This is a genomic window from Vibrio sp. OPT18, assembly GCF_015163615.1.
GTDB lineage: Bacteria > Pseudomonadota > Gammaproteobacteria > Enterobacterales > Vibrionaceae > Vibrio > Vibrio coralliirubri.
Genome location: NZ_JADDYK010000048.1, coordinates 250,712 through 264,235, shown reverse-complemented (window position 1 = coordinate 264,235; position 13,524 = coordinate 250,712). Strand labels below are relative to the sequence as shown.

Here is a 13,524-nt window from a genome sequence, read left to right as displayed (position 1 = left end):
CATTAGGCTGGCCGAGTGGTTCATTTCCTCTATTTCACGTTTTCAAACGGGTTCCACGCTTCGTCAACCGGGACGATGTTTTGCGCTTTTTCGTACTCTTGATATTCAGCGACCATTTTAAGGAACAGATCTGGCATTTGATTTCTCAAGTCATGTTGCTCGGCTGGGTCTTTCTTGGTGTTGTATAAGTGCCACTCGCTGTCACCGCCCATACCGGTAGAGATTCGAATGATCTTGTAATCACCTTTTAGCAAAATCCCGCTACCAAACAATTCAAATGGAATCGCATTATCGGTACTGTGCACCTCTGCCGTTTCACCTTTGAAGTAAGGCAACAAGCTCACACCACTCATCGGCGCCACTTCTCGACCTTGATATTCCGTTCCTGGATGCTCTACCTCTGCAATTTCAAGAATCGTGGCTGCAATGTCTTTCACTTGGGATAAGTCGTCTGTTTGAGTTCCCGGTTGCAACGCATCTTCACCTTCTAAAAGCGCTTTGGCTGGCTTAACAATAAACGGCACACGGATACCGCCCTCTGCTGTGTAAGCTTTGTACCAAGATAGGCCGCCGGTTGAAGCGCTTGCCCATTCAGGACCAAGTGACACACTGGAGCTCGCCTTACCTAAGTTTTCGGTCGAATTATCGAAGTGATGAGCGGTCCACGTTCGGATCAGGTCACTGATGTTTTCACCGGTAATATCCGCCGCTTCTGGGCCGTTATCCGCTAGATACATGATGTAAGTATTATCGTATTCCCCGATTTCTTTCAGATAATCGACTATCTGACCGACTTGTTGGTCCTGCATTTCCATCATGCCCATCGCCACAGCCATTTTCTTGCCGTACCACTTTTGTTCTTTCTCAGAGAGTGAGTCCCAAGGGCGGCTTAATGAATTACGTCCTGAAATCTCCGCCTCTTTAGGAATCACGCCCATCTCTTTCATGCGTTCGAAACGATCTTCTCGAACCGAGTCCCAACCATGTTCAACGTAGTAATCGACTTTATCTTGATAAGCAGACTCAGGCGCTTGCAGTGGCAGGTGAATACCGGTGAATGGGACGTAAGCGAAGAAAGGCTTACCGTCGTCTTTTTTGCTGTCGATCATCTTGATGATCTCGTTGGTGTAAACTTGGTCTGAGTATTCGCCTTTGTATTTATCCTCAACCACTTCACCGTTGCGGTAAGTTGGCTCAACTTCAACACCTGGAATATCGCCTTTTTGCAGCGCATCCGCTGTCGCAGCGTTTTTGGCTGGGAACATCATATCTCGGTTAAAGTGATTCGAACCGCCCGCTAAAATACCGTAACTCTCACCAAAACCGCGATCATCCGGTAAAAATCCATCTTCGTGTCCCAAATGCCATTTACCAGAGAGGTAAGTGTTATAGCCGCTCTCTTCAAGCAGCGTGGCGACCGTAACACCTTTCTTGGTGAGGTAACCTTCATAACCCGGCTTACCAATCGCGCCCGGATAGACGGCATAGTCGAAGGTGCCTAGCCCAACCTCGTGGCTGTTTGCTCCGGTTAGCATCATAGAGCGCGTTACCGATGAAGTTGGTGACGCGTGAAAGTTAGTAAACTTAACCCCCTCTTCAGCCAGCGCCATTAGGTTTGGGGTATCCGCTTCAGAGCCATAAGGCTGTGTATCGGCAAAACCCACATCATCGCCAACAATAACAACAATATTCGGTTTTTCTGATTCAGTCGCAAGAGCAGCACTGCTTGCCGCGGCCATTGCAGTGAACACTAAAGATTTCTTGAATGTCTGCATAAGACGTTCTCCAATTTCTGTGATTAACTTTTTCTGTGGTTAACCTTTCTGTGATTAACCTGAGTTAGGATTTGAATTAGTGCGCGGCTTGCGACATCCAATGTAATAAGTCGAGCGCAGGGTCATACTCTTGAGCTGCTGCCATGCCGATCCAGGTGACAGCTTCCGCTTGGCTGGCTTGAACGCCACTTCCAGAGATATACATCAACCCAAGCTGCGTTTGAGCTTCAGGGCTACCGTTATTGGCTGCGGTAACGAACCACTCCGCGGCTTTTTCATCATTCTGTTCTACGCCCTCTCCGCTCAGATATAAGTAAGCGACAGAGAGCTGGGCATCCAATTGCCCTTGGTAAGCCTCATCCAACAATTGCACGACATCTTGATGCTTCTGCGATTGATCCATGGTGGCTGCGTTCTTAGAGCTTTCGCTTCCAACGCTTGCTTTGGCAAAAAACAGAGCAGCCAAAACACCAGTCAGAATCACGGTAGTTAAACGTTTATTGATCATTTATTTCCTCCTCGGGAATAAAGGTCACAACGTCCCTGTCGAATGAATTAGGTGAAAAGCAGGAATGGCGCGATGATGCACAAGCTTGATAGCAATACGTTTTCAATTTTCATAATTGGCTCTCGAGTAATAGTTGTGAGTGAATCAGGAACTGAACTAAATGGTCATAAGATTCAGCCGATTAAGACAGAGACTTAAATTGCTTTCTCAATGATGGTTTCAATCGTCTGTTTCGAGATTGGGTAGAACTGAAAACAGATGTCTTTTTCAATCGCTTCTGCAATGTTGCTCTTCTCTTGCTCATCAAAGTCCCAGCTGCTGAAACGCTTCATCGCACCGACACTGGTTTGGAAGTTGTTTAAGAAATCCAACACTCTCTGATAAACCATCTCATCGGTTCCCGTCGTGTCGACAGAAAATGCTTGAGCTAACTTCGCCGCATTCGGCATATAGAATTCCGGCAGCGCTTCAATCACAACCGGCATCAGTACCGTGTTGGCATCGCCATGTGGAATGTGGCTAATCGCACCAAAAGCGTGAGCACAGTTGTGAATCGGAATACCGCCCAAAGACGAATAGAAAGCAGAGATCGCCATGGTACTTGCTTGAAGAAGATTGCCGCGCGCTGTTAGGTTTTCTGGCTCTTTAAGTGCCAAGGGTAAGTTTTCAACAATCAGTTTTGCCGCCTGAATGCCGTAAGCGTCGGTGAATGCATTACTCATTGGCGAGACAATTGCTTCAACAGCGTGTGTTAGTGCATCCATCGCGGTAGAACGAGTCAGGTGAGCTGGCAGCTTAGTGGTCACCGTTGGATCAAGAATCGCGATATCGGCTTCCAATCCCGATGCAACTAGGCTTGCCTTAATGTTTTCATGTTCGTTGTAAAAAACAGCAATAGGAGAAGCTTCTGCGCCCGTACCAGCCGTTGTCGGAACCGCAATGTGGGGCACTCGAATATCTTCATTGTTTGGCCACACATCCATATGACCACCACCTGCAATTACGGTGCGAATGTCATCTATCTTCTTATGAAATGCGTATTTCACACCTTTAGAAGCATCAATCACGCTGCCGCCGCCAACAGACAAGATCGCATCAGCATTGACGCTGTTTGCAAACTCAATGGCTGCGTTGATGTTGTCGCAAGTCGCGTCTGGCGCGATATTGGTGTACACGCCAACAAGCTGAACCGCTTGTTGGTTCGCTTCCTGATTCCCATTCTGGTTTACAAACAACGCCGAGAACTGCTCAACAAAGCCAAGAGACTCCAAACCTTTATCAGAAAAGAGCACGACTCTTTGCGCACCTAAGCGACCAAACAGAGAAGGGATATTTTCAATGCCGTTCTCTTGAGCATGAACAATGGTTTTAAGTTGAAAGTTAAAATTATTGGTTGTCATGGTGTTTACCTCATTTCTAGTTGATGACTAAACAATAACCAAAACAAACCGGTCGGTCTAGAGTGTAAATGTCAAAGATATGTCAATTAAGATCTTTATGGATCATTGCCCCAAAATGAAAAAGCCCGCAAATGCGGGCTATTGTCATAAGTAAGCTATTGATCATTAAGGAGGTGTCATTGACTCACCCTGAGCAACTCACAAACGGTTAACGATTAACGAAGGTGAGCTGGGACCTTGCTCTTATCTCTAGTGAGGTAGTAGTACAGATAAACCAAAGAATAAACGGTCACAAATCCATCGAGCGCAAACACGCCGCTCCAGCCATAGAACCACTCATAATCGTTGATACACACGTTGTATAAGAAGATACCAACAAACATCGACTTCTCAAATGCGCTGTAAATCATGGTCGAGGTTCGCAACGATTTGTACTTCGCCGAGAACATCAACAACACACCAATACAGCCAACCATCACACCCCAGTGTTGATAAGTACCGAGCAAATACTCTTTGTTTTCCATCATGGTATCGTTGTACGAGAACAGCGTCTGCATACTCCAGTCTGGCGCTAGGAAAGTGGAAAAAGCCGTCGCTGTTAAGAAACCTGTAATCATCAAATACGATTTGATCGTACGTTCAAAAAAACGTTCCAACATAAAAGTAACCTCTTAAAATAATTTCGTGAAAATAACTTTTTGAAAAATAAACAATGTCATACCAACAGTGATTTACTGGCCAAGCATGCCCATCACTGCGGTTTTTAATTCGTTGTCTTCTTTTGAAAACAGATGCTTAACTCGATGATCTAACCCCGTTTCCAAAACTGTTTTGGCGTGGGAGAAAGTCAGGAAACCTTCTTTACCGTGATAGTTGCCCTGACCTGATTCACCAATGCCACCAAACGGCGCGTCATCAACCGCTAAATGGAACACACAGTCATTGATGCACATGCCACCGGAGTGAACTTGGTGCTTAACCTGAGCCTGTAAGCTCAAATCAAAGCTCATCAGGTAGAGTGCTAACGGCCTTGGTTTGCTATTGATGACTTGGAACGCCTCTTCGACATTGCGATACGTAATCAAGGGCAATAATGGGCCGAAAATTTCTTCGTTCATCACCTTGGATGACAGGCTTGGTTCAACGATCAAATGTGTCACCAAGCGATGAGTATCTAGGTCCATCGCTTCATCATGGCAAGCGACGATTCGTGTCCCTGCTTCCTGCTCTTCATTCAATAAACCAGCAATACGATCACATTGGCGAGGGTTAATGAGCGAGGTTAAACTCTCAGAGTAGATCCCTTCATCAAACAGCTGTTGGTATTGTTTTTTGTACTCCAGAATGAAGGCTTCGAGCTTATCTTCAGGGAGTAGCACATAATCTGGAGCGACACAGACTTGGCCGTTGTTTAGGCTCTTGCCATAAATGATTCGCTCTACCGCAATATCAATCGGCATGTCTTCTGCCACGATAACCGGCGACTTTCCACCCAGCTCTAGCGTGACTGGGGTTAGCGTATCAGCCGCTGACTTCATCACTTGGCGACCCACTTGGGTTGAACCCGTAAACAGAAGATGATCAAACGGCAACGCCGAAAATGCGGCTGCGATTTCTACCTCACCTTCAACCAAGCACACCTCATCGGCATGGAATACTTCCGCCAATAGCGCTGTTAATACTTGGTTCGTCGCTGGGGTAAATTCGCTCATCTTGATCATGGCGCGATTGCCTGCAGCCAGCGCCGAAATAAGTGGGCCGACGGATAACATGATCGGGAAGTTCCACGGGGCAATAATCCCTACAACGCCTTTAGGTTGATAAACCACCTCCACACGAGAGGTTGAAAGTAATGGACCGGAATGACGAATCGAAGATGTCGACCAATGAGGCAAACACTCAATGCTGTGATCAATATTTCCGATACAAGGCAATATGTCAGCCATCAAAGTGTCTTGTCGGCTGCGGTGACCATAGTCCTCACTCACGGCTACACACAAACGATCTGTGTAATCGATTAGCGCAGATTTAAGTGCGAGCAGCTGCTCAATTCTCTCCGATATCGCTGGCATCGGTTTCTGTGCAAAAGCTCCCTGCATGCTGTTCAACGTCATGGTCATTTGTGTTGGCGTCAATTCGTGTTTCATACATCACCTCGTGGTTAAGATGAACACACAATAATACACAACAGACCGGTCGGTCTAGTATTTTATTGTCAGAGAATCGTCAATGGAGTTTTGATTACAATCCAATGAGGCGGCTACAAACGGGGCAAAAAGTCAGGGGGATTTAAAATAAGAAGGCGTAGCTAACACGCAAGGCAAATAGAGAATTTTAAATGGCAGGATCAAAAATGGCCGCTTAGTGCGACCATTTGATAATAATTTAAGTTTTTGTTTTAAATGAACAATTTAAAACTGACGTTAGCTCTTGGCTACGTTTGCAATGCCTTCAAGTTGAAGTACTGGAGCGGCGTCGATGTCTTCTGCGTTCATCATTGATGATACTCGCTGCATTGAAGAAAGCAGTAAGCTTTGCTCCCACGGCTCTAGGTTTTGGAATTTTTTAACGAAGTTATCTTGCAGCGGTGGTGGCGCATTGTTTAGCAACTCTTGACCTTTTTCAGTCAGATTTGCGTGTACTTTGCGGCGATCTGACGAGCTGCGAACGCGTTGTACATAGCCATTCAGTTCCAAGCGATCGATGATCGTGGTTGTGGTGGCTTGGCTTACATTGGTGTGATTAGACAATTCTTTGATCGTCACATTACCCATTTCTTGGATTGCTCTCATTAAGATTAATTGAGGGCCAGTCAAACCATACTCTTTACTCAGCTTTTTCGAATGTAAATCGATAGCGCGAATAATTTGGCGAATAGCGACCAGGATTTCGTCATGTTTGTCCAAGATGCAGACCTTTGTACTAATATACTGTGAATGGTTTTACAGCGTCGAAGCGATGATATGTCCTGATTATTTACGTCAGGTGAGCTCGAATTACACTGTAAATTGATAAATTACTTCATTGATTTTTCCGCATTGTACTGATGTTCATACTATTCTCAATCTTTTCTATACCACTAAACTTGCGTGGTACGGCACTTTTACTTATTGAAGGGGAAATGAAAGCTTCAATGAAAGTAAAAATAGTGAGTCAGAGAATACAAGTTCAAACAATAATATATTTTAATAATCATGGAGGTAGAGAGACTTAACCCTCTCCACCTAATAAAAAACCAGCCCTAATCGCCAAGCTGGAAAACGAAATTTTACGCGGCTGTATTCATCTGAAAATTACCCGTTAGTGCGTTGTAAAACTCGCTGTTATCCAGAATACCGACCAGTTGATTGTCTTCCACCAGCAAAATCGGGTGATTACTTAGCTGTTTCAGTTTAATCGCATCACGCATGCCAATTTCCGGGCTTGCCACAACCACACTCGACTCGCTGATCGCGGTTAGGTCGTCAGACTCGCTCCACTCGACAAGCGCCAAAGCAGATTCACCTTTCACAGATAAAGCACCTTCATTCTGTTCAATCCAGAGATCTTTAGAATCGCAGATCTTCCAGCTTTCATTCTCTTGCGTCAGTGAATCAAGAGGCTGCATCAAAGAACGACCTTTAAGCACATTCAATGGATTGGTGTGAGCCACGAAGTCTTTTACGTATTCTGTTTTTGGCGTCAATACGATCTCTTCAGGCTTACCGTGTTGAATCAGTTTGCCTGACTCCATGATCGCGATGTTGTTACCAATCTTCAGTGCTTCATCTAGGTCGTGACTCACGAACAGAATCGTTTTGTTGAGTTTGTTTTGCAGCGTGATCAGTTCATCTTGCAGTTGAGCACGAATCAGTGGGTCAAGCGCCGAAAACGGTTCATCCATCAATAGAATGTCAGTATCCATTGCAAACGCACGTGCCAAACCAACACGTTGCTGCATGCCGCCAGAAAGCTCATGCGGGAATTTGGTTTCCCATTCGGCTAGGCCGACCATTTCCAATTGCTCACGCGCTTTTGCACGACGAACATCTTTTGCTACACCCTGCATTTCAAGACCAAACGCCACGTTGTCTAATACGTTAAGCCATGGCATCAAAGCAAACTTTTGGAAAACCATTGATACACGGTGAGTACGAAGATGACGCAGAGTCGCTTCATCACACTGTGCTAAATCGACTTGTTGGTCACCATCTTTGATTGTTAGTGAACCACGGCTGATCTCATTCAAACCGTTAACTGCGCGAAGCAAAGATGATTTACCAGAACCAGACAAACCCATCAATACACAGATCTCGCCCTCTTCAACGGTCAGCGACACATTGTCTACGCCGACAACTTGACCTGTTTCATCGATGATCTCTTGGCGAGTTTTACCTTGATCGAGTAGCTCAAGCGCTTGATTGGCTTTGTTACCAAACACAACATCAAGGTTTTTAATGGTAATCGCGTCCATTGCCTTTTGTTCCTGAGAGATAGACATGATTAAGCTTCCTTCTGGTTTGGTGTTTTGCACAAGCGGTCAAGGATGATTGCGACTAAAACAATCGCTAACCCGGCTTCAAAACCTTGTGAGATGTTCACTGTGTTCAATGCACGAACAACAGGTTTACCAAGCCCGTCAGCACCAACAAGAGCGGCGATAACCACCATCGAAAGCGACAACATAATACATTGGGTGACACCCGCCATGATGCTTGGCAGAGCCGCTGGCAGTTCTACTTTCAATAGCAACTTCATGCGACTTGCACCAAAGGCTTTCCCCGCTTCAATCAACTCTTCAGGGACTTTCGTTACCCCTAAATAAGTCAAACGAATCGGCGCAGCTATCGCGAAAATAATGGTCGAGATTAAGCCAGGAACGATGCCCAAGCCGAATAGAACCAGAGTTGGAATCAGATAAACGAAAGTTGGAACGGTCTGCATTAAATCGAGAATTGGGCGCAACATCGTATAGAGCCAAGGACGGTGAGCAGCCATGATGCCAACCGGTACGCCAATTAATACGGAAATCGTTGTCGCCGCAAAGACGAGAACAAAGGTTTCCAGCATTTCTTGCCAGTAGCCGAGGTTAAGAATAGTCAGCAGTGCCGCGACCACAAAGATCACTAGCGAAGGTTTACGGTGTAAGTACCATGCAATCGCAGCAGTAATCACGATTGGCAGTGCAGGCGGCATCCACTTAAATACGTCGACTAAAAACATAATGACGGTTTCTAGAAAAATCGAAATAGCGTCAAAGAATCCTGCTGCATTGATTGTTAGCCAATCAACACCCGCTTCCATCCACTGTCCGACAGGGATTTTGTTTTCCGTAATAAAATTCACAATATTGCCTTTTATTATGGGTGGGCTACTTCAAACCAATCGATAAATTGGTCAGCCCACCTTTATTATTTATGTAGCTGTTGAGATAGGTAGAACTAAGCTTTAACTTGCTTTAGGTATTCAGTAACGGCTTGGGTCGCTGATTCACCTTTATGCGTTTTTACGTTGTCTAACCAAGCTTCAACTTGTTGAGGGTTGTTGTTCAACCATTGTTGAGCCGCTTTTTCTGGCTTCACTTTTTGGTTAAGAATCTCTTCCATCAACTGGTTTTCCATCTCTAGAGTGAATTCTAGGTTTTGTAGAAGTTGACCGACGTTTACACACTCAGACAGGTAGTTTGAACGAACGTTGGTGTAAACATTCGCGCCACCGTAGTTAGGGCCGAAGAAGTCGTCACCGCCTGAAAGGTATTCCATCTCAACATTGCTGTTCATCGGGTGCGGAGCCCAACCAAGGTAAACAATCCATTGGCTACGGCGTGCTGCGCGTGACACTTGAGACACCATGCCCGCTTCGCTTGATTCCACTAGGCTGAAATCTTTCAAGCCAAACGCGTCAGAATCAATCATTGATTGGATTAGGCGGTTACCGTCGTTACCCGGCTCGATGCCGTAGATGCGGTCTTTAAATTTGTCGGCATGTTTTGCTAGGTCGGCGAAGCTTTTCACGCCAGAGTCGTACACGTATTTTGGTACAGCTAGTGTGTATTTCGCGCCTTCAAGGTTGGCACGAACGGTTTCAACAGTACCCTCTTCGCGATACTTAGCAATATCACCTTCCATGGTTGGCATCCAGTTGCCTAGGAATACGTCAATATCGCCGTTCGCCATTGAAGAGTAAGTCACCGGTACTGAAAGTAGGTCGGTTTTGGTTTTGTAACCAAGGCCTTTTAATAGTTCAGAAGTAACGGCGGTTGTTGCGGTAATGTCAGTCCAGCCTACATCAGCGAAGCGAACGTTTTCACATTGCTGCGGTTCAATAGAAGCGTTAGCACCAAATGCAAATGAACTGATGGCTAATGTTGCTAATACCTTTTTTGTAGCGGTTTGTTTATGTTGAGTCGTCATAATGATTCCTTTTTATCTTTCCTTTTTCTGCCCTAACTCATACTAATCAGGGCAGTTTTGCTGACTTTTGACTAATTTTGGTTGTTACTTTTTATTATTTTTATCTCAATAACAGAGGCTTACGCTTCTCTTACTGGTTTATTGATTCTTTGCTTCTCTTGCCATTCAGGTGCAATCCACACTGGAACGTCCTGCTCTTTGAGCATTGGCTTACCCAAAATCAAATCGGAAGCACGCTCAGCCACCATAATGGTCGGGGCGTTCAGGTTGCCGTTTGGAATAACTGGGAAAACCGACGAATCAACAACACGTAAGCTGTCGATACCGCGAACGCGACACTCTTCATCAAGCACCGCCATTGGGTCGTTATCAGCGCCCATTTTGCAGCCACAAGAAGGGTGATAAGCACTTTCAACATTCTGCTTAACCCATTCGTCAATTGCTTCATCGGAGGTAATGCTTAGACCCGGCTGAATCTCTTCACCACGGTAAACATCCATCGCAGGTTGCGACAAAATCTCACGGGTTAAGCGAATACAATCGCGCCAATCTTGGCGGTCTTGTTCGGTTGAGATGTAGTTGAAAATGATCTCTGGCTTGGCATGCGGATCAGCAGAGGTGATCGCAACCGTACCGCGACTCTCTGGCTTGTTAGGCCCTACGTGTACTTGGAAACCGTGACCATCAAAGGCCGCTTGTCCGTCGTAACGCATTGCTGCTGGTAGGAAGTGATATTGAATATTTGGCCACTTCAATCCTTTACGAGAGCGAATGAACGCGCACGATTCAAAGTGGTTAGTGGCACCAAGACCCTTACGAGTCAGAATCCACTCGGCACCAATCATGCCCTTGCTTACCAAGCCAAGCTTGCTGTTGAGCGTGATGGGTTCGTTACAGTGATATTGGAAGTACACTTCTAAGTGATCTTGAAGGTTTTCACCGACGCCACTGAGTTCGTGTTTCAGCTCAACACCCGCCTTTTCAAGCACGGCTTTCGGGCCGATACCAGAAAGCTGAAGCAGTTGAACAGAACCAATAGAACCCGCAGAAGAGATCACCTCTTTGTTCGCTACCGCCACTTGGGTATTGCCTGACTTTTCAAACTCGACACCAACCGCTTTCAAGCCCGATTGACCATTTGAGTCTTGTGCTTCAAGTAGGAAACGACGCGCCACGATGCCTTTCTTTAAGGTTAGGTTTGAACGATTCAATGCTCGACGTAGATAAGCGTTAGAGGTTGAGGCTCTAACACCCTTATCTACCGTCATATGCATAGTGCCGAAGCCTTCTTGCTGGTAGCCGTTGTAATCGTTGGTTTCTGGGTAACCTGCGTCTTTACCTGCATCGATAAACGCTTGGTAAAGCGGGTTGAGCTCCATATCGTTACCGTTACAAGTGCCGACAGGGCCATTGTCACCACGGTATTCATCACCGCCTTTGTTCCATGATTCAGCACGGCGGAAGTAAGGTAAGCATGCTTGGTAGTTCCAACCCGCTGCGCCCTCTTCTTCCCATTGGTCAAAATCACACGCGTGGCCACGAACATAAACCATGCCGTTAATTGATGAGCTGCCGCCTAACACTTTGCCACGTGGGCAGTGCAGTTCGCGTCCATCAAGGCCCGGTTCTTGCTCTGTTTCAAATTGCCAAGCGTACTTTTCAGTATTCATTGGGTAAGAAAGCGCGGTTGGCATCTGGATAAAAATACTCTTATCCGTTCCACCAGCTTCCAGTAATAAAACGCTATGTTCACCGCTTTCCGTTAGCCTATCCGCTAACACACAGCCGGCCGAACCCGCGCCGACGATAATATAATCGTAGCGTTGTTCCATGTTTTGATTTCCCTGAGATGAGTCAGTAGGGCTAGCTCTGTTAAGCTAACCCATAAAATTGAGTGTTACGCGTTAGGCATAAGGGCTGGCGTAGTCGCCAAGTTCAATAAGAATGCTCTTAGTCTGCGTATAGTGAAGTAGAGTTTCTGGTCCATTTTCACGGCCAATACCCGAAAGCTTGTAACCACCAACCGGCATTTCTGCTGGTGAGTCGCCCCACGTGTTCACCCAACAAATACCTGCCTGCATTTGATGGATCACGCGGTGAGCACGAGAAAGGTTTTGCGTGAACACGCCAGCCGCAAGGCCATATTTGGTGTCGTTAGCGCGGCGAATCACATCGTCTTCGTCGGTAAACTTCAACACTGACATCACAGGGCCAAAGATCTCTTGTTGAACGTGAGGCATGTTGTCTTCGCAATCCACAAACACGGTTGGGATAACAAAATTACCATTTTCGAGGCCGTTGTCTGTCACTTGATAGCCGCCCGTCAGCAGGGTTGCGCCCGACTGTTTAGCTAGCTCAATTGCTTCAAGGACTTTTGAAAGGTGTTCTTTAGAAATCAACGCGCCGATCTGAGTCTCCATATCCATTGGGTTACCAATGATCAGCTTCTCAGTGCGAGTCTTAAGTTGGTCGATGAATGCGTTGTAGATGTTTTCATGTACATAAACACGAGTACCGTTAGTACACACTTCGCCTTGAGTGTAGAAGTTTGCGACCATCGAAGCTGACACTGCATCATCCAATTTCGCATCATCAAACACGATCATCGGTGACTTGCCGCCAAGTTCCATGGTGACTGATTTCAGCGTCTTAGCGCTGTCTGCCATTACCGCTTTACCGGTACCGGTTTCGCCCGTGAACGATACTTTCGCGATATCTGGGTGCGCCGTTAGCATCTGACCAACACGGTAATCGCCCTGAACCACGTTGAACACGCCATCAGGAAGACCAGCTTCGGTAAATATCTCAGCAAGCTTGAGCGCCGTTAGCGGCGTTTCTTCTGAAGGCTTGAAAATCATCGCGTTACCCGCAGCGAGTGCCGGAGCCGATTTCCACATCGCGATTTGGATAGGGTAGTTCCACGCACCAATGCCCGCACAGATGCCTAGCGGCTCGCGGCGAGTGTAGAAAAATTGAGATTCACTCAGCGGTTGTTGGTCGCCTTGTAGCGTTGGTGCCAAGCCAGCAAAGTATTCAATAACATCAGCGCCAGACGCCACATCCACTTCAATCGCTTCTTGCAGCGGCTTGCCCGTATCAACAACCTCAAGGTTTGCAAGGTCATTATTTCGAGCTCTAAGTATTTCCACTGCTTTCAAAAGAATGCGGCTGCGTTCCACAGCGGTCATTGCTGACCATACCGCAAATCCGCGCTTCGCAGATTCAATAGCACTGTCGACATCCGCTGAAGATGCTTGGCCTAACGTCGCGATAGGTTCGCCGTTTGCAGGGTTAATGCTATCAAAGGTTTCACCAGAGGTTGCTTTAACCGCTGCGCCATCAATGTATAACGAGTTCATTTCCATTTGAGATTCTGACTTAATTATTGTTATTAGACTCTACTGGTCTATATGTGAGTATTGGTCGTTCTAGTGCTGTTCTAGTCCTAA

At 46.3% G+C, this 13,524-nt stretch carries 11 protein-coding genes; all 11 read right to left on the bottom strand.

Going from position 1 to position 13,524, the window contains the following annotated elements; all coding sequences use genetic code 11:
* Positions 1–29: 29 nt before the first annotated feature.
* The 11 genes from IQQ51_RS12105 to betB all read right to left on the bottom strand — a co-directional run bounded on the left by IQQ51_RS12105 (position 30) and on the right by betB (position 13,440).
* Positions 30–1,775 carry an arylsulfatase gene (locus IQQ51_RS12105; protein WP_193841206.1) on the bottom strand — a complete coding sequence of 582 codons (1,746 nt, stop codon included), beginning with the start codon at positions 1,773–1,775 and terminating at the stop codon, positions 30–32.
* 76 nt (positions 1,776–1,851) lie between these two features.
* Entirely contained in the window at positions 1,852–2,283 is a 432-nt protein-coding gene (locus IQQ51_RS12100; protein WP_048610008.1) for a tetratricopeptide repeat protein, read from the bottom strand.
* 194 nt (positions 2,284–2,477) lie between these two features.
* Positions 2,478–3,683, bottom strand: coding sequence for an iron-containing alcohol dehydrogenase (locus IQQ51_RS12095; RefSeq protein WP_193841205.1), 1,206 nt, complete (start codon positions 3,681–3,683; stop codon positions 2,478–2,480).
* 215 nt (positions 3,684–3,898) lie between these two features.
* Positions 3,899–4,342, bottom strand: coding sequence for a hypothetical protein (locus tag IQQ51_RS12090; RefSeq protein WP_017070129.1), 444 nt, complete (start codon positions 4,340–4,342; stop codon positions 3,899–3,901).
* Positions 4,343–4,414: 72 nt separating this feature from the next.
* Entirely contained in the window at positions 4,415–5,830 is a 1,416-nt protein-coding gene (locus tag IQQ51_RS12085; protein WP_193841204.1) for a coniferyl aldehyde dehydrogenase, read from the bottom strand.
* A gap of 276 nt (positions 5,831–6,106) precedes the next feature.
* A complete protein-coding gene (locus tag IQQ51_RS12080) occupies positions 6,107–6,589 on the bottom strand; it encodes a MarR family winged helix-turn-helix transcriptional regulator (RefSeq protein WP_017061075.1) in 483 nt (160 codons plus the stop codon).
* Positions 6,590–6,951: 362 nt separating this feature from the next.
* Positions 6,952–8,163: a choline ABC transporter ATP-binding protein gene (choV, locus tag IQQ51_RS12075; RefSeq protein WP_193841203.1), complete on the bottom strand. Its 1,212-nt coding sequence runs from the start codon at positions 8,161–8,163 to the stop codon at positions 6,952–6,954.
* A 2-nt stretch (positions 8,164–8,165) separates the two neighbouring features.
* On the bottom strand, positions 8,166–9,008 hold the full coding sequence (gene choW / locus IQQ51_RS12070) for a choline ABC transporter permease subunit (RefSeq protein WP_019824535.1): 843 nt from the start codon (positions 9,006–9,008) through the stop codon (positions 8,166–8,168).
* Positions 9,009–9,103: 95 nt separating this feature from the next.
* Complete coding sequence (locus IQQ51_RS12065) at positions 9,104–10,075, bottom strand: choline ABC transporter substrate-binding protein (protein WP_193841202.1); 972 nt, start codon at positions 10,073–10,075, stop codon at positions 9,104–9,106.
* Between the two features lie 119 nt (positions 10,076–10,194).
* On the bottom strand, positions 10,195–11,907 hold the full coding sequence (gene betA, locus IQQ51_RS12060) for a choline dehydrogenase (protein WP_193841201.1): 1,713 nt from the start codon (positions 11,905–11,907) through the stop codon (positions 10,195–10,197).
* A gap of 72 nt (positions 11,908–11,979) precedes the next feature.
* Positions 11,980–13,440, bottom strand: coding sequence for a betaine-aldehyde dehydrogenase (betB, locus tag IQQ51_RS12055; RefSeq protein WP_193841200.1), 1,461 nt, complete (start codon positions 13,438–13,440; stop codon positions 11,980–11,982).
* Positions 13,441–13,524 lie beyond the last annotated feature (84 nt).

Bases quoted from the DNA above. Each gene is read 5' to 3' on its own strand.
- IQQ51_RS12105 (WP_193841206.1), bottom strand. From the start codon at position 1,775: ATGCAGACATTCAAGAAATCTTTAGTGTTCACTGCAATGGCCGCGGCA.
- IQQ51_RS12100 (WP_048610008.1), bottom strand. From the start codon at position 2,283: ATGATCAATAAACGTTTAACTACCGTGATTCTGACTGGTGTTTTGGCT.
- IQQ51_RS12095 (WP_193841205.1), bottom strand. From the start codon at position 3,683: ATGACAACCAATAATTTTAACTTTCAACTTAAAACCATTGTTCATGCT.
- IQQ51_RS12090 (WP_017070129.1), bottom strand. From the start codon at position 4,342: ATGTTGGAACGTTTTTTTGAACGTACGATCAAATCGTATTTGATGATT.
- IQQ51_RS12085 (WP_193841204.1), bottom strand. From the start codon at position 5,830: ATGAAACACGAATTGACGCCAACACAAATGACCATGACGTTGAACAGC.
- choV (WP_193841203.1), bottom strand. From the start codon at position 8,163: ATGTCTATCTCTCAGGAACAAAAGGCAATGGACGCGATTACCATTAAA.
- IQQ51_RS12065 (WP_193841202.1), bottom strand. From the start codon at position 10,075: ATGACGACTCAACATAAACAAACCGCTACAAAAAAGGTATTAGCAACA.
- betA (WP_193841201.1), bottom strand. From the start codon at position 11,907: ATGGAACAACGCTACGATTATATTATCGTCGGCGCGGGTTCGGCCGGC.
- betB (WP_193841200.1), bottom strand. From the start codon at position 13,440: ATGGAAATGAACTCGTTATACATTGATGGCGCAGCGGTTAAAGCAACC.